15 protein-coding genes are annotated in these 23,157 nt (G+C 55.2%); 8 read left to right on the top strand and 7 right to left on the bottom strand.

The genetic code is table 11. The features are described from left to right. Positions 1–26 precede the first annotated feature (26 nt). Positions 27–1,427 (top strand): lactate utilization protein B, encoded by a 1,401-nt coding sequence (locus Q31a_RS10705; protein ID WP_145077392.1) that lies wholly within the window; start codon positions 27–29, stop codon positions 1,425–1,427. Positions 1,428–1,815: 388 nt separating this feature from the next. On the opposite strand, the gene glgX is transcribed toward Q31a_RS10705, so the two are convergent. Beyond that, positions 1,816–3,906: a glycogen debranching protein GlgX gene (glgX, locus tag Q31a_RS10700; RefSeq protein WP_145077390.1), complete on the bottom strand. Its 2,091-nt coding sequence runs from the start codon at positions 3,904–3,906 to the stop codon at positions 1,816–1,818. 597 nt (positions 3,907–4,503) lie between these two features. Here glgX and Q31a_RS10695 point away from each other — a divergent pair. After that, the gene (locus Q31a_RS10695) at positions 4,504–4,884 is read left to right on the top strand and encodes an acyl-CoA thioesterase (protein WP_145077388.1); all 381 of its coding nucleotides are present in this window, start codon (positions 4,504–4,506) and stop codon (positions 4,882–4,884) included. 17 nt (positions 4,885–4,901) lie between these two features. Then, positions 4,902–6,401: an ABC transporter permease gene (locus tag Q31a_RS10690; protein WP_145077386.1), complete on the top strand. Its 1,500-nt coding sequence runs from the start codon at positions 4,902–4,904 to the stop codon at positions 6,399–6,401. Here the strand turns inward: Q31a_RS10690 and truB are convergent. From truB to Q31a_RS10675, 3 genes are read right to left on the bottom strand one after another with little or no spacing between them, the layout of a single operon-like run. Then, complete coding sequence (gene truB / locus Q31a_RS10685) at positions 6,317–7,240, bottom strand: tRNA pseudouridine(55) synthase TruB (RefSeq protein WP_145077384.1); 924 nt, start codon at positions 7,238–7,240, stop codon at positions 6,317–6,319. The two genes, Q31a_RS10690 and truB, sit on opposite strands and share 85 nt — an antisense overlap. Positions 7,241–7,258: 18 nt before the next feature. Then, positions 7,259–10,585: an efflux RND transporter permease subunit gene (locus Q31a_RS10680; RefSeq protein WP_145077382.1), complete on the bottom strand. Its 3,327-nt coding sequence runs from the start codon at positions 10,583–10,585 to the stop codon at positions 7,259–7,261. Further along, positions 10,582–12,231: an efflux RND transporter periplasmic adaptor subunit gene (locus tag Q31a_RS10675; protein WP_197356645.1), complete on the bottom strand. Its 1,650-nt coding sequence runs from the start codon at positions 12,229–12,231 to the stop codon at positions 10,582–10,584. The genes Q31a_RS10680 and Q31a_RS10675 overlap by 4 nt, the downstream gene beginning before the upstream one ends. Before the next feature lie 317 nt (positions 12,232–12,548). Between Q31a_RS10675 and Q31a_RS10670 the strand changes: the two genes are divergently transcribed. Beyond that, positions 12,549–13,778 carry a PEP-CTERM sorting domain-containing protein gene (locus tag Q31a_RS10670; protein ID WP_145077377.1) on the top strand — a complete coding sequence of 410 codons (1,230 nt, stop codon included), beginning with the start codon at positions 12,549–12,551 and terminating at the stop codon, positions 13,776–13,778. A gap of 268 nt (positions 13,779–14,046) precedes the next feature. Here the strand turns inward: Q31a_RS10670 and Q31a_RS10665 are convergent, their stop codons facing one another. Next, the gene (locus Q31a_RS10665) at positions 14,047–14,364 is read right to left on the bottom strand and encodes a hypothetical protein (RefSeq protein ID WP_145077376.1); all 318 of its coding nucleotides are present in this window, start codon (positions 14,362–14,364) and stop codon (positions 14,047–14,049) included. A gap of 394 nt (positions 14,365–14,758) precedes the next feature. Between Q31a_RS10665 and Q31a_RS10660 the strand changes: the two genes are divergently transcribed. The 4 genes from Q31a_RS10660 to Q31a_RS10645 all read left to right on the top strand — a co-directional run bounded on the left by Q31a_RS10660 (position 14,759) and on the right by Q31a_RS10645 (position 18,659). Continuing rightward, positions 14,759–15,865 (top strand): DUF1559 family PulG-like putative transporter, encoded by a 1,107-nt coding sequence (locus tag Q31a_RS10660; protein WP_145077373.1) that lies wholly within the window; start codon positions 14,759–14,761, stop codon positions 15,863–15,865. Between the two features lie 183 nt (positions 15,866–16,048). After that, entirely contained in the window at positions 16,049–16,639 is a 591-nt protein-coding gene (locus Q31a_RS10655) for a PEP-CTERM sorting domain-containing protein (protein ID WP_197356642.1), read from the top strand. 23 nt (positions 16,640–16,662) lie between these two features. Then, positions 16,663–17,277 (top strand): hypothetical protein, encoded by a 615-nt coding sequence (locus tag Q31a_RS10650; RefSeq protein WP_145077369.1) that lies wholly within the window; start codon positions 16,663–16,665, stop codon positions 17,275–17,277. A gap of 200 nt (positions 17,278–17,477) precedes the next feature. Next, positions 17,478–18,659: a DegT/DnrJ/EryC1/StrS family aminotransferase gene (locus tag Q31a_RS10645; RefSeq protein WP_145077367.1), complete on the top strand. Its 1,182-nt coding sequence runs from the start codon at positions 17,478–17,480 to the stop codon at positions 18,657–18,659. Positions 18,660–18,838: 179 nt separating this feature from the next. Here the strand turns inward: Q31a_RS10645 and Q31a_RS10640 are convergent, their stop codons facing one another. Both Q31a_RS10640 and Q31a_RS10635 read right to left on the bottom strand, forming a co-directional pair. Further along, the gene (locus tag Q31a_RS10640) at positions 18,839–21,511 is read right to left on the bottom strand and encodes a hypothetical protein (protein ID WP_145077365.1); all 2,673 of its coding nucleotides are present in this window, start codon (positions 21,509–21,511) and stop codon (positions 18,839–18,841) included. 256 nt (positions 21,512–21,767) lie between these two features. Continuing rightward, complete coding sequence (locus Q31a_RS10635) at positions 21,768–23,030, bottom strand: GIY-YIG nuclease family protein (protein ID WP_145077363.1); 1,263 nt, start codon at positions 23,028–23,030, stop codon at positions 21,768–21,770. Positions 23,031–23,157: the final 127 nt, after the last annotated feature.

Below are 23,157 nucleotides of genomic sequence, written 5' to 3'. Positions count from 1 at the left end.
CACTCTCTCCCAGCCGAGTTCAACCGATGTCTGCACCTTCGACCGACCATGCAAAGTTAGCGAATCAGTTCACTCGGGATGAAGACCGAGCGCATTGGCACGACGGGGCATTGTGGTTTGTTCGCCAGAAGCGGGATCGCATGGCGCATTCACTTCCCGAATGGGAACAACTCCGCAAATTGGCTGCCCAAGTCAAAGCTCATACGCTCGCGCGGCTGCCCCACTATATGGAAGAATTCGAGCGCAACGCAACAGCCATGGGCGCCGTCGTTCACTGGGCTCGCGATGCGGCAGAGCACAACGAGATTGTGTCGGGCATCCTGAAAGCCAACAATGTGACGCGAGTCGTCAAAAGCAAATCGATGCTTACCGAGGAGTGCCACCTCAATCCCCACCTTGAGAGCCTCGGCATGCAGGTGGTCGACACCGACTTGGGCGAGTGGATCGTTCAACTGCGAGGCGAGACGCCCAGCCATATCGTGTTGCCAGCAATCCACATCAAGAAGGAAGAGGTGGGGGAGACCTTTCACCAGCATATCGGAACCCCCAAGGGGAGCAGCGATCCCACTTTCTTGACTCGAGCTGCCCGCAAGGAATTGCGGCAACGGTTCATTGGAGCTGAAGCGGGGATCACAGGCGTCAATTTTGCAATTGCCGAGTCGGGTGGGATCGTCGTCTGCACCAACGAGGGAAATGCCGATTTAGGCGTCTCGCTCCCACCATTGCATATCGCTTGCATGGGACTCGAGAAATTGGTGCCACGTCTGCAAGACTTGTCGCTCTTTACTCGACTGTTGGCGCGAAGCGCAACGGGGCAACCCATAACGACCTACACCTCCCACTTTCATGGCCCACGGCCTGGTGCTCAAATGCACATCGTGATCGTGGACAACGGGCGGACCGACATTCGCGCCAACCCGGTCTACCAGGAATCGCTCCAGTGCATCCGCTGTGGGGCTTGCATGAATACCTGCCCCGTCTATCGTCGAAGTGGCGGGCACAGTTACTCCGCCACTGTCCCCGGCCCAATCGGTAGCGTGTTATCGCCGACGAAGGATGCACACAAGCACCATTCGTTGCCTTACGCGTGCACATTATGTGGCTCCTGCACCGATGTCTGCCCAGTGAAAATTCCGCTACACCATCAATTGCTCGCCTGGCGTGGCGAATTGGCTGAACGGAAATTGATCCCGTTTAGCAAACGGATTTCGATGAAGGGGGCGAGCTACGTCTTCAGGCACACTTGGCTGTACAACTCCCTTGGTTGGATCGCTCGCAAATCACTACGTATCCTACCGAACTGGATTACGCACAATCCACTCAACACCTGGGCGCGCGCACGAGACCTGCCGGTTGCTCCCAAACAGAGTTTCCGTGAAATCTACCGCCAGCGGCAGCGTCCCAAGGACGACTCAACAGATTCTTAACCAAGCATCTTGCTGATACGATGGAATCATTGCTAGCGACATCAGTCCGAGGGCTGGTTGCGGTCGCTTTGGATTGAAAAAGCTAAATTGCAGATTCAAAATCCGTAGCGAACGGGCATCTGGCGAGATCAAGCGATTGGTGTAGATACCAAGTCTGTGGAATAGAGTCGAAGAAAAGCCAAGCCCAAGGGGAGACGTTGTCAGGTAGCGGGCATACTGTGAACGCACGTGACATCCGGGGCTTTGAAACCAGAAACGGTAGCTTCTGCACATCCACGAAAATGGGCCGTTGACTGCTAGCAGTCAACGGCCCAAGTTTGATTTCGAAGGAACCTTCGATCGGTTTCCGCTACATCATCCAGCACGGAATGCTGCCGGTAGCGTTACCCTAGTTTGGCATATCAGCCACGAACGCTTGCATGCTGCGGTAGATCAACTCAACGCGGCGATTTGCCGGAGCGGCCGGACCATCGAACTCAGGGAATATATCAGCCTGAGCTGCCCCGTTGGTATCGATCATCTGGCTCCAGCGGATACCGCGAATCTGCTCTGGTAAATTGAACTGCAACGTTTCGGGCGTATTGTTGAACAAGAGCAGTAAATCGCGTCCCACACCGTCGGGATCGTCCGCCGGAGCGGGAGCTGGCAACCAACAGACCAACCCTCCGCTGGGATTTTCCCAGTTGAACGGCAACCCGAGATGGCTGAACCAATTCACATCGGCAACGCCACGCGAATCGAACGGACGGCCAGTGAGGAACCGCGTTCGGCGGAGCGTCGGTTGATGCTTTCGAATCTTGATCAGTCCACGCACGAAGTTGAACAACTCTTCGTTTTTCTTGACCAGTTTCCAGTCAAACCACGAGATATCATTGTCCTGACAGTAGGCATTGTTATTGCCTTTCTGCGTTCGCCGCACCTCATCGCCCATGACAATCATCGGTACACCCTGGCTTAGTAGGAGTGTCGACATCATGTTCTTGAGCTGCCTCAAACGCAGTCGATCGAGCGGCTTGCGACGCGTCGGCCCCTCCACACCGTAGTTGTCACTACAGTTGTTGTTATCGCCATCGCGTCCCTCCTCACCGTTGGCCTGATTGTGCTTATCCTTGTAACTCACCAAATCATTCAAGGTAAAGCCATCATGGCTGGTAATGAAGTTAATGCTGCAGTAGGGTGCTCGGCCAGCATGCTCGTACAGGTCGGAGGAGCCCGCTAGGCGAGTTGCCATGGGACCAATCAAGCCCTCATCACCTCGCCAATACCGCCGTGCGTCATCGCGATACCGTCCGTTCCATTCCGCCCAACGCAAGTCGCCGAACGAGCCAACTTGATAGGCTCCAGCGGCGTCCCATGCTTCTGCGATAATTTTGGTATCTGCCAGCATGGGGTCTTCTGCAATCATCTCCACCATGGGCGGATTCGGCATCAAATTCCCATAGCGATCTCGCGAGAGAATGCTCGCTAGATCAAAGCGGAACCCATCGATGTGGTAGTTGTGCACCCAGTGACGCAGGCAATGGAAAATCAATTCGCGTGAAATGGGATGATTCCCATTGAACGTATTGCCACACCCTGAGTAGTTGCTGTAATGCCCACCACCACTGTTAAGAATGTAGTAGACCTGATTCTCTAGCCCTTTGAAGCTGAGCACCGGGCCGTGTTCGTTGCCTTCACAGGTATGGTTGAATACGACATCCAAAATGACTTCGATGCCCGCCTGGTGACAGGCCTTCACCATCTGCTTGAATTCATTGACCTGCGCTCCTGGCACTTTGCTATGAGCGTAACCACGGTGTGGCGCAAAGAAGGCCATGGGGTCATATCCCCAGTAGTTAGGTCGCTCCAGCTGATTGCCATGGATGTCCAGGATTGGAAACTCGTGGATCGGCATTAATTCCACAGCGGTGACGCCGAGATCTTGCAGATACGGCAGCTTCTCTATCAGTCCGAGATAGGTCCCGGAATGCTTGACACGCGAAGACTTGCTTTGCGTGAAGCCGCGGACGTGAGTTTCGTAAATTACGGTGTCCGACAACGGACGTCGCAAGTGGCGATCCCCCTCCCAATCGAAGTGGTCATCGACGACCACGCACTTGGGTGGGCGAATAATGCCATCCGTACTTTTTTGGAAACAGCCGGCGAGGGCTTTCGCAAACGGGTCGATGAGCCGTGCGTTGCCGTCGAACCATTGTCCCGATTCGGGATCATAGGGACCATTGGCCTGAAAATGGTAGAGCTGCCCAGCACCGATTCCTGGTACGAACGCACTCCACACATCCCCCCAGCGATCGGTGTCGCGGTCGAACTCAATAATCTCATTCGGTTCACGGTCGTCGACTTTATCATATAAAAGTACTCGCATGGCAGTCGCACTGCGACTGAACACTACAAATTGGACTCCACGATCCGTGACGACGGCACCGTAGGGTAGTTTGTAGGCGAATTGCAACTCTGGATGCGGGTGTCGCATGAGCATACTTTTTCGAGTCCTTCTCAGCTCAGGTTGTGCGTTGGTCTTCTTAGACATTGGAAACATACCACCCTGTTACGGACATCACGCGAAACCCGTCTCACCGGCTATCGAATTCCCTAGAGTCTGGTTCGCGATGCGCGGACCACAGAAGGAGTAACGAAAGGCTTGAGTGTTCTAGGTTGAGAATCTGTTAGGACTACATAGGACTATACAGTTTAACCTTGTCAAGCTCTCCCGGTTGTTTCCAATGATCGGTTGCATGCGATTGTTTTCACCTCTGATAACGCGGCGGATGGGCCAGTTTTTTAGAGCTGGAATGCGATGTGTAGATCCCTCCCTCTATCCTCGCCTTAGGGGGCCAGAAACTACAGTGCAGGTCGCCGCCCCCTCGGCACCGAGTTGAGCATGGAGCCTTCGACAAAACCGATCCAGGAGTGACGCGGCACGAATCGACGCTTTTCGTCCCTTCAGCCCCCCATTCACCCCCTTGCGCTGTGACGGACAGACCGAACGCGAGTATGCTGTTTGCAGCCATTCGCCAAAGCGGCGCTGCCCTCCCACCACTCCCCGTACCTGCTCACCCATTATCACGAGACCGGAATGCTATCCGAACACTCGACTGAACTGCGCGTTCGCTACGACGAATGCGATCCGATGGGGCTAGTCCATCACTCCAACTATCTGCGCTATATGGAAATTGCGCGTACCGAATTGTTTCGCGCCAGTGGGGGCAACTACCGCGATTTGGAGGCGAGTGGCTTGTTTGTAGTGGTGGTGAGGATTGAATGCAATTATCGTCAGCCCGCCAAGTACGATGACCTGCTTACCATCCATGTTCAGATTGACCGCGTGACGGAAGCCAAGATCGAACAAAGCTATCGCGTGGAACGCGATGGGCTCTCGTTGCTCACGGCCAAAATAACCCTCGCTGTCATCAATTCTGCAGGACGCCCCCAACGCATCCCCGATAGCTTGCGGTAGTCCGACTGGATCCAGCTATGCAGCATGAACTATTCAACGCAATCAGGAACACGTGCATTCTCTGCGGATTGAGCTGCCTGCTGGCCGTTCCAATTGGAGCATTTCTAGCGATACTCCTGGTGCGGACGGATGTTCGAGGCCGAACCTTTGCCTGGCTAGCCATCGGTAGCCAGCTCACCCTCCCGCTGTACGTCTTTGCCGGTGGCTGGAGCGCCGCCATGGGTACCCAAGGCTGGGCTCGCGTGTTTGGTCCAAATCTGCTGCCCGCCCCCAGCTCCTTATCCAATCTGCTTGCCGTGGCGATTGTGCATGGCCTTGCGGCCATTCCTTGGGTTTGCCTGATTCTATCCTTAGGTCTCCTGTGGACCGATCGCGGGGAAGAGGAAACCGCACGGATCGAAGGCGGAACCGCCCAGCTATTGCGGTTCGTCGTACTCGCCCGACTGAGGGTTTGGTTTGCTGCAAGTTGCCTTTGGTGCTGCTTTTCCATCCTGACCGAAATGGTCGTCAGCAATCTCTACCAAGTCACCAGCGTGGCGGAGCAAATTTACCTGGATGCAAGCCGTGGATCGCTCAGTCCCCTGACCTATCTCGCGGCTGCATTTCTATGCGTGTTGCCCATTCTGGGCACGGGCATCGGTTGGTTTTATTGTGCGCCACCCTGGCAGGCGGTAATCGCGAGGGTTGCTCGATTCAAACCACCTCCAATTCCCCTAGGAAGATGGCGGCTAGTCACCACCCTTGCCGTGCAAGCACTGGTGCTGGGGCTTGTTGCCATCCCCTTGGCGAGCCTCCTGACGAAAGCGGGCTGGCGGCCCTACGTCGATCCGTCCGGTGCGACTCGTTTCGGCTGGAGCTGGGAGAGATTGACGACGACGCTGGTAGAATCGACCACGTTGTTCCGGCAAGAATTCTACTGGTCCATCACACTCGCTCTCGCCTCCACCATCGTCGCTGGGGCAGTCGTCGGACTTCTGCTATGCGTCAGCTCTCGACGCGGCTACCGCGCGGGTCTGTCTTTGCTGATGCTGTTCCCTCTAGCCATTCCGGGACCTCTGGCCGGAATCATCGTGATCTGGTGCCTGAATCGCAGTACGCCCGCCTGGCTGGGAGAGTTGTACGACCACACCCTGGCGGCCCCGATTCTCGCCCAGCAATTTCGCCTGCTTCCACTCGCTTGGCTGCTGGCACTCACGGTTCTGGCAAGTATCGAAAGGGGAACTTGGGAACAATGGAAACTTGACGGCGGCCGCCGCTGGCACGCGTTCCGATACGTCGTTTTTCCTCAAGTCGGCCAGCATGGATTTGTGGCGGCAATGCTGCTCTTCGTCTTCAGTTTGGGAGAGCTCAGCAGCTCGATTCTTGTACTTCCCCCCGGTGTCACGACCATTTCAATGCGGCTGTTCGAAATGCTGCACTTCGGTATGCGGCATCAAGATTCTGGACTATGCATCTTATTGATGCTTATTGGCTGGTTGTTCTCAGCAGCCTGCTGGAAGACTCTCAGCGAGCGATAGGAGGATTCTGCGGCCTCCACTCTCTGCAGCATGGCCACCATGCACCCCTGTTGGTCGTAGCCCACCAGGGATGACGAGCCATGATCGAGCTCCAGGGGAATTCCGTTGCGAATCTGCACCGCCTGCGACGGATCCAACACGACATGTGGCAAATGCTCAACGAGCTTGCCAGGTGCAACAAGAGCGGCGAGGATTTGCTCCCGATCGGTCAAGCTATCGAGTGCATGGCACTGAGACAGATCCAAAGAGCCAATCTGCGAGCGAACCAGTCGGGTCATCACGGCACTCGAACCTAGGCCACGAGCGATGTCGTTTCCCAAGCTGCGAATGTACGTCCCAGTGCCACAGCGAATTCGGAGTGAGAAACTGGGATAGGCGTAATCGAGCAATTCGAGTTCATGAATTTCGACTTCCCGGCTCGGGATCTCAAATTCCTCCCCGGCGCGAGCCAGATCGTAGGCGCGTTTTCCGCCGATATGCAGTGCGGAATACTTCGGGGGCACCTGTTGAACGAGGCCGCGCCACTGCTGCAATTCGGCGGCAAGTGCCTCTCGGGTAGGTTGACATGCTTCGGCTAACGGACGAACCGGCGTGTCCGTATCGAGCGAATCGCTTTCCACGCCTAACTGAAAATCGGCTTCATACGCCTTCGGCTGCCCGTGGGAGAATTCCACCAGTCGAGTTGCATGTCCCAGCGCCAGCAGAAGCACCCCCGTGGCCATTGGATCCAACGTGCCAGTGTGCCCGACACGGATGGGTCGAACGATTCGTTCAATGGAATTGACCACGTCGCGACTCGTTTTCCGCGGTGGTTTGTCGATCGCTAGAACACCAAACATACTTGGAAGCAGGCATCTTTAAATGGGTTGTGGTGAAGCCGCATCTTGCGATTCGTCGGCAGCGTTGGATAAATTATGTCCGACCTTGGAGGGATCAAATCCGAACCAGCCAGAGACAATCAGATACAGCTGAAAGAAAACAGGGACTTGAAACAGAACGAGTAGCGTGGACAACATTAAACCAAAAGCGATCGAAGCAGCCATCGGAATCAAGAACTGTGCTTGAAAAGAGGTTTCCAGCAGCATGGGCACCAGTCCACCAATGGTGGTCAAGCTCGTCAAGAACACCGGCCGCAAGCGTCGTCTCCCCGCTTCGAGCAACGCCTGCTGCTGCTCCATTCCGTCGCGCACCCGAGCGTTAATAAAGTCGACCAAGACGATGGAATCATTGACGACGACTCCCGTTAACGCCACCAGCCCGAAGAAGCTAAACAAGGTAACTTCGAGCCCCATGATTGCGTGCCCCCAAGCCGCTCCGATGGCACCAAAGGGAATGATGGCCATGATGAGCAACGGCTGGAAATAGGAGCGAAATTCGATGACCAACAACGTGTACATGGCCAGGAGAGCAATGGCCGAGCCTACTCCTAAGCTGACTAACGATTCAAACGTTTGCTGCTGTTGCCCCTCCCAATCGACTGAGACAGCAGGATATTTCACAGACAGCAACTCCGGCATGATCCGATATTGCAACTCTTCGAAGACCTCTTGCGAATTGGCTTCCGTGGCATCCAAATCGGCAGTAATCGTGATCGACCGTTGCTGATCGAGGCGGTTAATCTCCGAATAGGCTTGGCTAACTTGGATATCGGCGAGCTCTTTGATGGGACGCTCAACGCCATCGGTGCCCCTCACTCGAATCTCACGAAACTGCGTCAGCGAGGTTCGTTCATCCTCGGGGTAGCGAACCATGAGCTTGACCTCATGGCGGCCACGCTGCAATCGCATGACTTCAGCGCCGTAATATGCATTGCGTATGGTCTGAGCTAGCTGCTCAGATGTAATCCCCATCGATTGGGCGCGGTCTCGCACGCGAATTTGAAATTCTGTTTTTCCAGGCGTGGCATCGTCGCGGATATCGTAGACACCTGCAAACTTTGCTAACTCCGCCTTAACATCTTCCACCGCATCTTCCAGTTGCTGTTGCTGCGCGGCCGGCGCCAACAATTTAAATTCGATGGCTTTCCCGCCAGGTCCCATGCTCGCCGAATCAAAGGTAACTCGCTCGACCCCGCTAATCTCCCCCGTCACGGCACGCCAACGATGGATTAATTCCGTACTCGTCACCGATCGGATACTCGAGTCCTCGAGCTCGACGAAGACTTGCCCCACATGGCTGCCAGCCCCGTTGCCGGTGGCCCCCATGGCGCCCTGAGCGGTCAACGCGCCAACCTGCCGAAAAGTCAACTTCACCGGCCCCAAGGGGGCACCGTTGGATACGTTGGGCTCATCTTGAGGCTCTTGCCCTTTCGCCAAATTCTCTTCGTAAGTCAACAGGCTTACCTTCCGAATCGCTTCCTCGATGCGTTGGGTAGCCTTATCGGTGAGCTCTGCTGGGGTCCCATCCGGAAAGACGACTTGGGCCAAGATCTGATTGGAATCGGTTTTCGGAAACGGGTTCACGCGAATCCAGCCAGCTTTCATGACGGCTGCGGTGATCAGCAGCAGGGCTAAACCGGTCGCCAACCCAAGCAGTGGATAGTTCAGTAGAAAACGAAGCGTGGGAATGTAAATTCGATCTCCGAAGCGATCCATGGCTCCGCCACAGACATGGCTACAGCGGTCGGTCACCGCAAACACAGGTGCTAGACAGCGTTTGAAGAACGCCATCACGTGCTGGGGCAAAGTTGTAGCCCGCTCATTCTCTCCATGCGCCAAGTGGCAGGGCAGCGCCATGGAAGCCTCGACGAGCGAGATGGCCAACATGGCGATGATCGCAACTGGCATAACCGCGATGAACTTGCCCATTACGCCGCTGACAAAGAAGAAAGGCATGAAGGCAATAATGGTTGTCGCCACTGCCGTCACCACCGAGGGTAGGACTTCGGTGGTTCCATCGATGGCCGCGGTTACAAAGTCCTTCCCCATTCCGCGGTGGGCGTAGATGTTCTCTCCCACCACAATCGCATCGTCCACGACGATTCCCAGCGCCATGAGAAAGGCAAACATGCTGAGCATGTTCAGAGTCTGCCCCGTCCCTAGCAGAATGATGCCTGCACCCATGACGCAGATAGGAATCCCCAGGGAGACCCAGAACGCGAGCCGCAACTCGAGGAACAAGGCTAGCAGGATGAATACGAACAGCAGGCCTTGCAATCCGTTGTCACGCAACATTCGCATGCGGTCTCGAACGTCGACGCTCGTATCCCCCCAGACTTGCATCGAGTAGCCTGGTGGCAAGACACCTTCCGCCTCCGCCTGCTTAACATAGGCGTGAACGGAGTCGGCAATAACCAGCAAGTCCTCGTCGCTGGTCCGGTCGATACTAATGACCAGCGCCGGTCTGCCGTTCACTTCACTAATGACGGTAGAGTCATCAAACAGGTCTTTAACACGCCCGATATCACCAATTTTGAGCACAACCCCATTGGGTTGACTAATGACGGGGAGCTTGGCAATTTCCTGGCCAAACTCGCGACGATTTTTTCCTCGCAGCAGAATCTCTTGACCATCGGCTTTGAGCTGCCCGCCAGGGAGCTCAATGTTCTCGCTCCTCAAGATTTGGGCTACGGAGCCCAGGGTCAGACCATGTTTTTGAAGAGTGTCCTCCGAGATCTCAACGTCGATCTGGAATGGTTTTGCCCCTTGGATGTTGGCTTGGGTGATCGCCGATAGATCGAGCAGATCGTCGCGAATGTGTTCAGCGACTTCGCGTAGCTTGAATTCACTCTGTTCGGTATCGACATCGGGTCCCATGATGGCGACCCGAATGGCAGCTTCGCGGAACGTAATCTGTTCCACCTGGGGATCCTCGGCCAGCTCCGGGAAATTCGTGATGCGATCGACCCGAGAGCGAACTTCCGTAACCACTTTCTGAACGTTGCCGACATTGGATTCGAGTTCGACGAGCACGTAGCCGCCACCTTCGCGGGCAATGCTGACCAACCGCTTAATGCCGTCGAGTGCGCGAACGGCCTCCTCCACAGGCTGGCAAACGCCCTTTTCGGTATCGGTCGGGGAGGCGCCGGGGTAGGGCACCGTGACGAGAATGATCTCCAGCTCGAATTCTGGAAAGACCTCGCGTCGCAAACCTAGAAAGCACAAGAATCCGGCGATCAGCGTACCGACCACCATCACATTAACGCCGGGAGTATTGTCTACAGCCCATCGAACAATCGCTCTCATTGGGAATCCTTCCCCGCCGAGACGGCGGCAGCTAAACCAGCTTTTTCAACTCGCACCGGATCACGCCCACTGCCCTCCATGCCAGGCAAGGGGGTCACCACCACGAGATCTCCCGGTTCTAGCCCCACAGGCGCTTCGCAAATCCAATATTCGCCTTCGCTTGCCGTTGTTTGATCCGCTTCGGAAAAAGTATCGATAACCTGGACGTCGGGAATGACTCGCAGGAATCCAGCTTGCCACTCCTCGGGGTGCACTTCAATGGTTCGTTGATTCGCGGCGGAGGATGCCGCAGGCTTAGGGGGGGCGGCGGCTGGCTTGGATTGCATTTTTCCAGCCAGCTCAGCGTTCTTCTTGGCCAGTTCCTGAGCTCTTAGATATTCGCGAGAAAAGTGGATTGCCTCGTCGTCAGCCTCGAACTTCCATATTTCGTAAGCTCTAGAAGCAGGTTTGATACTCAGCTTGGGAACCAAGATCAACGATGTGGCTGGTTTCGCTTGCACGATGACTTCGACGAACATGCCACGCACCAACATCGGAGGTCCCACCACCACTTTTTCGGGATCAACCTCGCCCACCAAACTGAATTTTTCAGGATGAGGAACCATCACACGAATCGGCACCGTTCGACTTTGCGCATCGAGCCCCGCCCCATCGTAACGGTCCAAGGTGCCTTCCCATTCATACACTCGGTGCTCGCGTCCCCCCGTTCTAAAGCGGACTTTTACCGGCGTATTGGGAAGCTGAAAGCGGCTGAGCTGAGCGGGATTGACAAGAGCCTCTGTACTTAATGTGCGGCGATCCACAATCCAGAACAATTGGTCCATCCGCAGATTGCAAGCAACTTCGACCCGCTCGGTGTCTTCAATGGTGACGAGCATCGTACCACGTTGCACAAACGAGCCCGCTTCCACCTCTTCGGTAACAATCCGGCCCGATACCGGTGCGCGGATCACGGTTCGCTCCAGATTCAATTCGGCTTGGTGGAGTTCGGTTTCTGCCAAGCGCGTCGCCAATTCAAGCCGTCCCTGCCGCGTGCGAAGCGTTTGCAACTGGTTCTGGGCACTCACCTGTTGATTCATACTTGCTAGGCGACTGCGGCGAGCGGCATCAAATTCCGCTGCACTGGTGAAATTCCCTCCCAGCGCTTCAAAACGCTTAACCTCGTCCTCCGCCAGTTTGAATTCCTCATTGGAGACTTCCAACATGCGTGTGGCGTTCTCGATGTCCTGCTGCAATTCCTTGATTGCCGCCAGCTCTTGCTCCCGACGCTGCGTCAGGCGTTCAATATCGATCTCGTAGTCCCGCGGATCAATACGATAGAGGACTTGGCCTTGCGTCACATAATTGCCACTACGTACCAGCGAATCCTTCTCGATAATCCGCCCGGAAACTTCAGAAGCAATTTGCAATTCACGAAAGGGAACGACCGTACCACTCACGGGAATATCCAGCGAATCGGACATTTCCTCCAAGGCGCGGACGCGGCTCACCTCGGCGATGGGTAAGACCGCCAGCAGCTCGCTTGTTGACTCTCCTAAGGGCGGTTTCTTGGGGGGCAGGGGACGCTGCAACCCAAAAAACACGCCTAGTCCGACGCTGAGCAGTACAGCCGGAATGACTAGACCGAATAAGAGGTTTTTATACATGGGGCCTGAGGACTCGAAGCAATGGTACAAACAAAATGAATGGTTCCGTCCAGACATACCAGCGTCAATGGAAAGTGTACAAGCAAGTGTACTTGACGGCCAAGGGAAGACTAGAACCTCTCTCGGTGCCAATCTGTATCAATTTTGCTGACTGTAGCGATTCCGGCCGAAAGAAATCCAATTCCCCACCGTTGTTGCTAGACGTATATACGTAGACTGACTAGGATAAGACCAGTACCTAGCCGTTACAGGCAGCCTACAACCCCTTAATTACATGTATTGCGACGTCCCGCCTAGAAGCAAATGGAGCATCGATCGTGAAGTATACTTTTTGCATTTTTCTAGCAAGTGTAGTGCTAGTGCCAGCCATAGCGCATCGCGGTGTTGCCCAAACAACCGCTACGCTCACCACTACTGGGGACTGGGATGTTGCCGGGAACTGGAGTAACAACGACGTTCCAGACTCTCCCACAGAATCGGCACTCATCGGCCAAACGAATGGTGCAGGGTCTGCTGCCACCTTGAATCTCGGCGCCGACCGTACGATTGGCAACCTGGGAGTTGGTAATCAGATTTCCGGAAACAATGGGTTTTCCGGTGCGTTGACGATTAACGGGGCGTCTAATAGCCTGACGGTCAACGACTTGAACCTGTTTACCGGTGCTATTAGCGGTACCGGAAATTTGGTGGTGGATGGAAACGCCTCGCTACTCGCGGGATCGACACTTGTCGGTTCCGGTACCGCCACCTTCAACGGCACTTTGACGCTCAACCAAGGCGGCTTGACCATCGATGCCAACACTCGTGAAATTTTTACCAATGGCACGACGAATTGGAACGCCGACAGCACCATGTCGCTCGGTGACAATTGGAACAACGGTGGGAACTTCATCAAAGCTGGTGGGGGGGACTTCCTCGTCAACAGCGTGGTAGCGGGTGCTACCTTCGTGAACACGGGCACCGTCCAAGTCAACGGTGGCTCGCTTGGTTTCGAAAACTATTCCGGCGGCGGCAGCATTCAGCTCAACAGCGATGCGACGATCTCTTTCGGAACGACCACTAGCGTTGAAATCGCGGGTGGCCAGGGCCTGGCCGGGAACGGAAGCGTGGGAGCCGACGTTTCCTTGGCAAGTGGCGCATTTGTCGGACCTGGCAATTCAGTGGGAACACTAACCATTGACGGAGATTTCGCAATGGTTGCCAATTCCGAATTTCGCCTGGAACTGGGCGGAGACAACTCGTTTGACATTCTTAATGTCAACGGCTTGGCCACGGGCAATGGCAATTTGATGGTGAGCTTTATCGACGGCTACTCGTTCGAGTCTGCTACGAAAGACTTCACCTTCCTCAACGCCAGCGACGGTTCGACCCTGGCGTTTGACACGCTTACCTTCGCGGACGACAACTACTCGGGTACTGTCGCACAAACCGGTGGCGCCTACACGCTATCGGTCACTGCGGTTCCTGAGCCTAGCTCGGCTGCATTGCTAGCGTTAAGCGGTCTCGGCTGTGCGTTCATCCGTCGCCGACGCGCTGCAATTCGATAGCCTTGAATTTGTTGCGGACGCTGCAGAAGTGCACTCGTGTTGCTCTAGCCTCAAGACTCTAGGCAGCACGCTGGCTGTGCCATTGACCGTTTTTGTAGAGGACGAATCTACGAGGACGGAGCAACGTTTTGCCAGCTGCACGTTTCGATGGACGGGCCGTAGGGGCTCGTCCACCCCGATACTCGGGCTATGTAGAACTCAATTGAGACGGCAGGAGGCCACCTTCGCGTGGTCTCCCGTCTTAGGACCGAGTCGCCCTATTCCCACTCTACTTGAGCGTCCACTGCGTATGGGAGTGCGACACACCAAAGTGTCGTGACCATTGAGGCGACGGATTCGAGCCGAACCACCCATAGGCATACGGAGGAGTCGCGGGCAGCGGCCGGTAAGGTCGCTGTAGGGGCTCATCGGATAGGGGAGTAGCTAACACAGCATAGGGTGCCATTCGAGGAAGCGGCAGTGGGACCGCTTGCTGGTGAGCATGCCCCCATGGAAATGCATGGGGAGACTGAGCAAAACACGGTGATGGCCCCCCCGCCAACAGGAGTCCGGCGATGGCGAGGAACAAATAGGTCGGTTGTCGCATGAAAGTGCTTCAAACGTGGTGCGGCAGGCGGATAATGGCGCTACTCAGAGGTTCAAGTCGAACTTTTCTCCTCTGAGAGCCCTACAGGCCCAACTCTAGCTCACGGCAAACGGCAGCGTGAACATTTTTTGGCGGCCCTACCGCAGCTCCTCCTCACAGGGCCATGCCTCTCGGCCCCAACGCCCAACGCCAACGCTAACGCGCAACGGAAAGAATCGCACCATTAAAGCAAATCGCCTGCGACTATCTTCTACCCCTGCGCTCAGGACTAAATAGTTTTCGATTTTGCATTTAGCAATCAATTCGCTGGACGCGGTTAGAAAGCTCTGCCACAATGGATCGAGCGGGACGAGGAAATTAGAGGCCGTGACTTTTCTAACGCAAAGGAATATCTATGCGTCATTCAATACGGACCGGCTTCACGCTGGTGGAATTGCTAGTTGTAATTGCAATTATTGGCATCCTTGTCGGACTATTGCTCCCCGCAGTTCAGATGGCTCGTGAATCGGCTCGTCGAGCCCAGTGCATGAACAGCCTCAAAAATATCTCTTCAGCCAACATGCAGACCGAAATCAGCCGAAAATCCTACCCAGGGTATCAGGGTGAATTTGGAGTTACAGGTGGCACCGCACGTGTTGGCAAGGTCGGATCGTGGGTTGTCGCCTTGCTCCCCGCCCTTGAACAACAAGGTCTTCGCGACTTGTGGGACGACAGCAGTGAAAACTCGTTTTGGCTGACCGCCTTACCCGGAGCTAGCCGCGACACCATGCAGGCGGACCGTTTTTTCCCGACCATCAACCTATTCCTATGCCCCAGTGACTCCACCGACCGAGAGAGCTTTGCAGGCAACAGCTACGCTTCCAACAATGGCTTTGCTCCCTACGCCAATAATATCGGGTCGCTGAATCCAGCCTACGGCTCAGCGCCCAGTTCGGTAGCTTCCACTTACTCCCAACGCAAGGAAAACGGTGTCTTCACCAACCGTGTCGGGACGCTCAACGGTAATGCAGGTCCAGCCTACGGTTCGACTGCGTCGCAACCCTCAATTTCATCCGACAAGATCCGAGACGGTTTGAGTTCAACGATTGCCTTCTCGGAAAACTTGCAAGCAGGTTCCTGGGACCACGTCAGCTACACCGATGAGACTTCGCGGTGGGCCCATGGGATTGCCTGGCTGTACCGTCTACCTTTGGGCACCAATTTGCCCACCACGCGGCGGATGACAGAAACACCCGACCCGCTCCAAGATCAAAATAAGATCAATGGCTTGAAGAAAGACGCTCCGGTCCAAGATCCACCGCAACTCAACGGGTATGAAGTGGCCCGGCCCTCATCGAGCCACACTGGAGTCGTGAACGTGGCCTTTCTCGGTGGTTCCGTTATCAACCTTTCAGAAAACGTAGACTACCACGTCTACCAAGCGCTGATGACGCCAGCAACCTCTACCAGTGACGTACCGGCCAACAAGTACGTTCTAAGAGATGACGACTTCCAAGAGTAGGAGTCATGCTGAGCAGCACCAGGGGCGCAGGATGCTTACCATCGTTGAAAGGACGCAGGCAATCCGCCATGTGCTGCTCCCATGCAGCACGCCCGGAATGACGACGCAATCCTTGACATCCAGAATGCCCAGATTAGCGTAGAGAACCAGTATCATGAGAACTTCAGCTTGAGAACGATCACTATGAAAACATTTGTTGCCTCACTAGCATTGTGCCTGTTAATCAGCGGCTCCACTCGGGCGAGCGTTGTCCTTGATTTCGAAGCCCTCGTCGATGCCTCCAGCAGCGCGATAGCGCTGGCCCCTGGCACCAGCTACGAAGAATCTGGATACCAAATTAGCGGTACGGACCTTTCGTACTACGGCAGCGGGGCCGCAGCCTACACCGGATCCCCCGCCCTGTTTGCCAACAGCATCGGAAACTCAACCATCACGTTGACAGAATCGACCGGTGCACTCTTCAATCTACTCAGCATCGACTTGGCAGAATTGGCAAGTGGACCACACGCGACGCCCTACTCAATCGTGTTTACCGCTAGCAATGCCGAAACTCAATCGTTTGAGTTGCCCGCTGGCACCGGCCCCGTCGTCCGCTCCTTCGATTTCGACCCATTGAAGTTCACCGCGATCACGTCGGTAAGCTGGCAGCAAACAACGGCGTCTGGCCACCAATTTGACAACATCAATGTCAGTGCCGTTCCCGAGCCCTCCTCGCTGGCATTCCTCGCAATGTTCGCCGGCGTGGGTGCATTTACTCGCCGCCGCCATCAGTAACCCTTGGGCTTAGACGACCTGCCATGCGTGCCAATTTTCAAAACAACTACTTGATGCGGTACGCTGTGTTGTCTGGGGTGTGCCTATTCCTCGGACTCTGGTTTGCCTACGACGGTTTCATTGGCTACCCCAAAAATTTGGTGGTGGCCGAAAAGTACGAAGAATTGGCTGACTTACCCGATCGCGAGAGCGAAGAGCGGTGGCAGCAAATCACTCAGGAAATGGGGTGGTCCTCAGAGCACCCCAAGAAGTCCGCAGACGAAATTCGCAGCGATATTCTCGGACAATACTTCTGGGCTGCGCTCAACTTCGTCGTTGCTGTTCCAGCTCTAATTCTGCTCATCCGAGCTCGTGGATCCTGGGTAGAATCGACCGCCACCGGACTGACGACCAGCTGGGGGCAATCGATGGATTACGCAAACGTCCAACAATTGTCCAAACACCGGTGGGCCAAAAAGGGCATTGCAAAGGCGACCTATACCGACGCAGGACAAACAAAAGTCTTCGTCTTTGATGACTTCAAGTTCGAGCGTGAGCCCTTAGACAAAATGGTCCTGGAGCTCGAGAGCCATCTGAAGCCCGAGCAGATTGTTGGTGGCCCGCCTGAATCGGAACTGACCGGCCTGACCGATAGCTAGCTGCCGGCCAGAAAACGGATTGGCCTGATATTGACCTCAATGTCGTCTGCAGAGTACCGTCCCAGGGCAATTCGACAGAAAAGGCACCTCCCCGGTGCACCTCTCGAATGACTCCCAGCCATCCATTCCCATAGAATTGGACTGGCGAGGCCCATTGGCGGGCTAAAAAACTCAACATTCTCTTGGTCAAGGATGGCCTGATGACGCAATCACATGCTGAAGTGAATTCTGTCCCTCTGTTAGATGTTAGCCGTAGCAATACTCCGCTGCGCGAAGAAATCTTGGAAGCCCTAGCTGCTGTCTACGACAGCGGGCGTTTTCTACACGGTCCCGAAGTTTCTGCTCTAGAACAACACGTTTCCGAACTATGCAATGTTCAACATGCAGTCGGTTGCGCTTCGGGGAGCGACGCCTTGCTCCTTGCGCTCATGGCCAATGGCATTGGCCCAGGGGATGAAGTCATTCTCCCTAGCTTCACCTTTTTTGCGACCGCCAGCTGCGTAAGCCGCGTGGGCGCCAAAATCGTATTCGCCGATATCGATCCGGCAACCTACAACATCTCACCAGCGGCCATTGAATCGTTAATTACGCCTCGTACACGCGCTGTCATTCCAGTGCATCTCTTCGGACAGTCCGCCAAGATGGATGAGATTTCCAAGATTGCCGGACGACACGATATCCAAGTGATTGAAGATGCCGCTCAAGCGATTGGAGCGGCCTACCACGGACGCCCCGTAGGCAGTTGGGGACAAATCGGTTGCATTAGCTTTTATCCCACCAAAAACCTTGGTGGATTCGGTGACGGTGGAATGCTCACCACCCAATCTGAAACGGTAGCCGACAAACTAAGATTGTTCGCTGCCCATGGCATGCAACCTCGCTATCATCACCGAGAAATTGGGATTAATAGCCGGCTGGACACCTTCCAAGCAGCCGCGCTGCTCGTAAAGATTCAGCATTTGGCCAAGTACACCGCTGACCGCCAAGCCAATGCGGCCCGCTACTTCGAACTGTTCGCCGAACACGGCCTGAGCGAGCCACGCGATGGTGGAGCCGTTCAATTGCCTTACCAAGATCCAGCTGCATTCCACGTTTGGAATCAATTCAGCTTGCGCGTTAGCGAAGGGCGTCGTGACGATCTGCGAAAATACCTTACAGACCGCAAGATCGGATCGGAAATCTACTATCCGATTCCTTTGCACCAACAGGCCTGCTTCCGTGAATTGGGCTACACCGCTGGTAGCCTGCCACAAACAGAGCAAGCCGCACGCGAAATATTGCACTTGCCAATCTATCCTGAATTGACCGAGGCAGAACAAGTCCTGGTGGTCGAGACGATTGCCAAGTACTATCGCGAAGCCTACCAAAGATCAGCCGCATAGCGACCTCGCGTCACTTCTGCCAGCCAGCCCCACAAGCGGCGTAGCAAAGCTCACGAGGAGTTTTGCTACCCTGCTCGGGTTTACCCAACGCCGCAAGACCTTCTCAGCAACCGACATTCAATCGAGCGAGCTTTGTTGCAGCGAATTGTCCTGCGGTACGGGGAAGTCAACGCGACCGGCTAATGCATCGCTTTGATCTCACGTCCGCGAGCGGCGACTTCGGCTGCCATAGTGGAGCCCGCTTTGGAAATCGCTACAGCTAGCCAGCCATCGCGAATCTCCACTTGAGATACGGCCAGCCCTTCTGCGCGAGGATCCGTTTGCCACTCTTCACTAATCAAGGGGAAATCGTCTCGGTCCGCGAAGACTTTGCCAAAGATAACTCGGAGTGGAACGACTTGTCGGAAGCCATTTCGAACACTCTGAATTTCCACGACTCCATCACGAATGAGTTCCGCGTGCATGCCGTCTGCAACTGGAATGTACGTCACCGTGACCACAAAGCTGCGGTAATCGAAATGGTTGTCTTGCTGCAATTGCGAGATTCGCAAGGAGAGACGCAGTTTGCCGTCTACCATTTCAACATAGGCAGGCTTGTTCGATGCAAAGCGAATCGTTAAACCGGGCGGAACGTCCGTAGGGGCTCGCCAATTGGTCTGCTGGAACGTGTTTCCAAGATGTTCATACAATTCGGGAATCGTCCACGCCTTGCCCCCTAACCCCATTTGCGAGATGGTGTTATTGATGGCGGATTGGTGTATCTGCAGACTGAGCAGCGATTCGGCCGGAGCACGAGGACGTGGCGTGTGCGACGCTAATTGCATCTCGTTCGACACGCGATAGCGGATTGCCAAGCGTTCCTCGTTGGTGTTCATAGCAACAACCATGGGGTTGAGCCTCATGTTTTCCAACGGTCCCACCAAGCGTTTTTCGACTTCGTCGCTGGCCGTCTGGAGACTTTCTTCCAGACGCCGATCCAACTCCGCATCCGCTTCTTGTGCAATCAACCGCCGCGTAATACGTTGTGCGAGCCCACGCTTCTGATCAAACTGCTCCCTTACAATCAACCGCAAGAAATCGCCAACAATTGGCAGATTGTCAAAATCGGTGCTCATCTTCCGCAGGTAGTCATTGGACTGAACGTTGGTTGGCTCCGAGGAGATTTGGTACCCCGTTGCATCCATCCGAACGTAGCGATGACTCTGAATCTCGGCGGTCGACGTGTTGTGGAAGGTTGCTGGGCCTTTGCTGCTTTGCGTATTGCTCAGCAGGTCCCCTGTGACCCCTATCCCTAGGTTCCAAGCCGAGTCATCGGGAATGAGCTTCAGGCTGAGCTGCGTTTGAACGGCACTATCTCCACGCGTATCCGCCCCTAGAATGCGTTGGCGGACGGGGCGGACTTCTATTTCGCCTTCCGGCAGCAGCCGCTGCAAAAGCTCTCCAGCAACACTCACACGCATATTCGCATTGCGATAGTGATCGTTTAGAGCCGCAGCCAGCAAGCGTTGAGGCTCTTCATTGGAGTTCCGTAACACCTGCACGGCACCAGCGATCGAGGTGGCCGAACGGCTGAGATCGTAGGTTTCAATGTCCTCGATCTCGCTCAGCAACTGCCGATAGTCAACGGGATCACGACTCCAAATACCGAGTTGCTTGGCTAGCTCAGTGAATTCGGGGCGGCTTAGAAACTCCCGTTGTTTGGCAGTGAGCCGTTCCCAGTTCAAACGCGATAGAACCTTCAGTGCTAAGGCATTGCCTTCGCTCCAAACATTTTGCTCAGATGCGACCCATTGATTCAACTCTTGGAGCATCAAGTACTCACTCCACGTTGGACCGTCGCCAGTCCCACCAAGAAGCGTGTGAACGTTCTGCAGTGCCAACTCGAGTTTCTCGACTTCCAAATGAGTTGGCTGCGCACTATTGAGTGCAATCGAGGTGCTGTCTAAACATCCCTGGATGGCATGCCAGACAACCAATCGTCGTTCGAGTGAATAGGCCACTCGCAGAATTTGAGCAGCCAGATCGTAGTCGGTCAAAGCTCCTCCGAATTGCCGCGCCTGCGCAGCCAACGCGACCAACTCGCTGGTTTCTAGGCGGCTCTCAGTATGCTCAAGCCCGTGCAGGACCACGACTCGGTGCAGCAGTGTCTGGACTCGCCCAATCCAACTCGTCAGAAATTCTGCCTCTTGGACATTGAGTTGGACTGGCCGCTGCGTGGTCACAAATCGACTCGCCGCATTGGACGGAAATGAGTTGACGGATCTAGGATCTACCAAATTTTGGAGTTGAGAGAGCTCCTCCAGTAGACTCTTGGGCTCTGGCATCCGTCCGGTGAGGGATGCGGGAGATGGCAGGTTGGCTAGACGGTTCGCATCGACGTGCAGTTGCCCAGCACCAGAGATGCGCTGAGCAGATACCGTCTTCACGGGGCTAGCAAAGGCGTCATCCATCGTGTCCATCAAGTAGTCGATGCTCGAATTGCTAGCATGGAGTGGCAATTCCGAAAATTCGACACTCGCTTGTGGAGCGCGCAACACGACGCTAGCCGCAGGCTCGGGAGGGCGGCGTAAATAGCGATTTGCTTCGCCACTAGCGGCATCCTGAGGCTGTCTGACCAACGGTGCCAAGTCGGTAGGAGGAAATTGCTGAGTCCCCGCGAGACCGGGATCTACCGTCAGGAGGATACCTTTCGCCGATGTGCTTACCGAATGCTCCAGAACTGATTGAGGGGAGACAAAAAAGCGGTGAGTTGGAATCTGGATGTGCTTCTCTACCGCCAAAAAGCAGAGCGTCAGTAGCGAGGCAACCGTAATTGCCGCTATCCAACCTCGAAAAGGCCTTCCCCGATCCATGCGGATTTCCTTCAAGACGAGTACCCAATGCTGCGTGAACGAGCCGCTCCATGGCGGCCCGGTGGTGGGGCCCAATTGGTGCCCTTCCATTACGGAACTGCACCAACGGACCTACTTCCCTGTAGGCTCTGCCTTAGATCGGACAGAAGGCTTGAAAGTCTGAGACTCATTCACGCGGGATTCGCGAGACCGCAGTTTGGCGAACGGAACAGGTAGGCTGGCTAACTTGTAACGCTCATTCAGAAAGGGCTGGAATTTAAGAAAGGGAGACCGGGCGGGATTTGCGCGTCTGAGCACGAGATTTCGCCCTCCCCAAAGAGGTTGGCTTGGGGTTAGGAACCATGCAAGCTTCTGGCAAGAACGTCTTGCGAATCTCGCCTGTGGTATTGCGAAACCAACTAGTGACCAGAGCAAGCGTTTCAGATCGGGGAGAAAAGCTCCCCCCAATGTATTGGTCTTGGTTAAGCCACAAGTTGATGAGCTTTTCTTTTTTTTTCAATTCCTCGTCAGTCTGGGGTGCGGCCACTGCCGCTTCAATGATTCCGCGACGAATCAAATACCAGATGTCAAAATTGGAGGAAGGCTTGCCTGGCGTGCGATGGCAACTCGTGCCCTTTACCGGATAGACAAAGGTGTATTGTTGTCGAGCCCGCGCCAAATCCGAGGCGCGTCGGTACAGCCACCGCACGGCTTTCCAGTCTTCGCGCAATACCGCGGCTTGCTCAAAATGCATTTTTTGGGCCGCGATTCGCATGGCTTGCTCCAATTCATCCAGCACGCTTTCATCGCTACCCTCGAGAAACGCCTGCGCCCTAACAACCTGCGACTCGTACGCTCCACGCGAACAGGCAGAGATGCAGGGGCCTAAGCAAGTTGCGATCTCCAAGCGAATACAGCCCGGACGCAACTCAATATCAAACAGCTGCAATTGATCGGTAAAACTGCAGGGCTGCTTGCTTCCGCAATCGCGCAGTTTGAACAGCCGATTCAGTACCTCGACCGCACGATTAGCACGACCGGCACCGAACAGCGGGCCCAATTGGACTAGAGCCTTAGCCTCGTCGCGTCGTGCGGTGTAGAGTTGTTCAGCGGGCGCCCGTCCCAGGCAAATGAAGATCGGTTGCTGACGTTTTGGAAGTCCTTGAACGTTGAACCGTGGCTGAAAGTTGCGAATTAAGTACTGTTCGCGCAACAGCGCGGCAAACTCGCTCGGCTGGGGCTCCCACACGATCGCACAGCTCGACTGAACAATTCGCCCCGCCTTATCCTCTTCGTTATGGGGCAGAAAGTAGCTCATGAGTCGATTGCGGAGACTCTTTGATTTTCCGACGTAGATCAGCCTGCCCAGCCGATCGAGCATCCCATAGACGCCGGGGCAACGGGGAGAAAACTGCTTGATTTGAGTTCGCAATTCTTGCGGTGTGGCCCCCTCGACGCGGAAGAGGCCCGTTCGGGCAAACGGAAACAGGGGGTCGTCGCCAAAATCGCTAAACACCACCTCATCGAGTGCTACTTCCATAGACGCATCCCTGCTTTTCGAACGATCGACTGAACTCGGCCCCCAGCTACTGCCGCGACTCGTACTTGGAGCAGCAGTAGATGCATTTGTACTAGGCAACGTTCCCTGATTCGCCAGACTTTGCTCC

Source organism: Aureliella helgolandensis, from assembly GCF_007752135.1.
GTDB lineage: Bacteria > Planctomycetota > Planctomycetia > Pirellulales > Pirellulaceae > Aureliella > Aureliella helgolandensis.
Note: the sequence above shows the minus strand (reverse complement) of the source record. Positions and strands in the feature narration are given on the sequence as shown.

Bases quoted from the DNA above. Each gene is read 5' to 3' on its own strand.
- Q31a_RS10705 (WP_145077392.1), top strand. From the start codon at position 27: ATGTCTGCACCTTCGACCGACCATGCAAAGTTAGCGAATCAGTTCACT.
- glgX (WP_145077390.1), bottom strand. From the start codon at position 3,906: ATGCTCATGCGACACCCGCATCCAGAGTTGCAATTCGCCTACAAACTA.
- Q31a_RS10695 (WP_145077388.1), top strand. From the start codon at position 4,504: ATGCTATCCGAACACTCGACTGAACTGCGCGTTCGCTACGACGAATGC.
- Q31a_RS10690 (WP_145077386.1), top strand. From the start codon at position 4,902: ATGCAGCATGAACTATTCAACGCAATCAGGAACACGTGCATTCTCTGC.
- truB (WP_145077384.1), bottom strand. From the start codon at position 7,240: ATGTTTGGTGTTCTAGCGATCGACAAACCACCGCGGAAAACGAGTCGC.
- Q31a_RS10680 (WP_145077382.1), bottom strand. From the start codon at position 10,585: ATGAGAGCGATTGTTCGATGGGCTGTAGACAATACTCCCGGCGTTAAT.
- Q31a_RS10675 (WP_197356645.1), bottom strand. From the start codon at position 12,231: ATGTATAAAAACCTCTTATTCGGTCTAGTCATTCCGGCTGTACTGCTC.
- Q31a_RS10665 (WP_145077376.1), bottom strand. From the start codon at position 14,364: ATGCGACAACCGACCTATTTGTTCCTCGCCATCGCCGGACTCCTGTTG.
- Q31a_RS10660 (WP_145077373.1), top strand. From the start codon at position 14,759: ATGCGTCATTCAATACGGACCGGCTTCACGCTGGTGGAATTGCTAGTT.
- Q31a_RS10655 (WP_197356642.1), top strand. From the start codon at position 16,049: ATGAAAACATTTGTTGCCTCACTAGCATTGTGCCTGTTAATCAGCGGC.
- Q31a_RS10650 (WP_145077369.1), top strand. From the start codon at position 16,663: ATGCGTGCCAATTTTCAAAACAACTACTTGATGCGGTACGCTGTGTTG.
- Q31a_RS10645 (WP_145077367.1), top strand. From the start codon at position 17,478: ATGACGCAATCACATGCTGAAGTGAATTCTGTCCCTCTGTTAGATGTT.
- Q31a_RS10640 (WP_145077365.1), bottom strand. From the start codon at position 21,511: ATGGATCGGGGAAGGCCTTTTCGAGGTTGGATAGCGGCAATTACGGTT.
- Q31a_RS10635 (WP_145077363.1), bottom strand. From the start codon at position 23,030: ATGGAAGTAGCACTCGATGAGGTGGTGTTTAGCGATTTTGGCGACGAC.